Source organism: Tamlana crocina, assembly GCF_012037625.1.
In genome coordinates, this window is record NZ_JAAVJS010000919.1 from 1 (window position 1) to 273 (window position 273).

The following is a 273-nucleotide window of genomic DNA, read 5'->3' on the forward strand; positions in this document are numbered from 1 at the left end:
TATGCTGGTCCCTAAACGCACCAACATGGTCGATGGCATAGAAAATGTGATTATCAGCCTTTACGCCAAGGGAATGAGCAATTCCGATATAGAAGAACAGATCCGTGAAGTCTACGATTTTGATGTGGACTTGCAACAAAAAGTCGGACATTTTTTTTAAGACCTATGCCACATTTTTAAATTGATAAAATTCTTGCTCTACTTCGCTAGGGGTCTTGTATCCCAAATACGAGTGTAATCGTTTCCTGTTGTACCATATTTCTATGTACTCAA

General features: G+C 38.8%; 1 pseudogene. It reads left to right on the forward strand.

The features are described from left to right. Positions 1-127, forward strand: a pseudogene (locus HC176_RS20230) (IS256 family transposase); the annotation flags it as partial. Between the last annotated feature and the right edge of the window lie 146 nt (positions 128-273).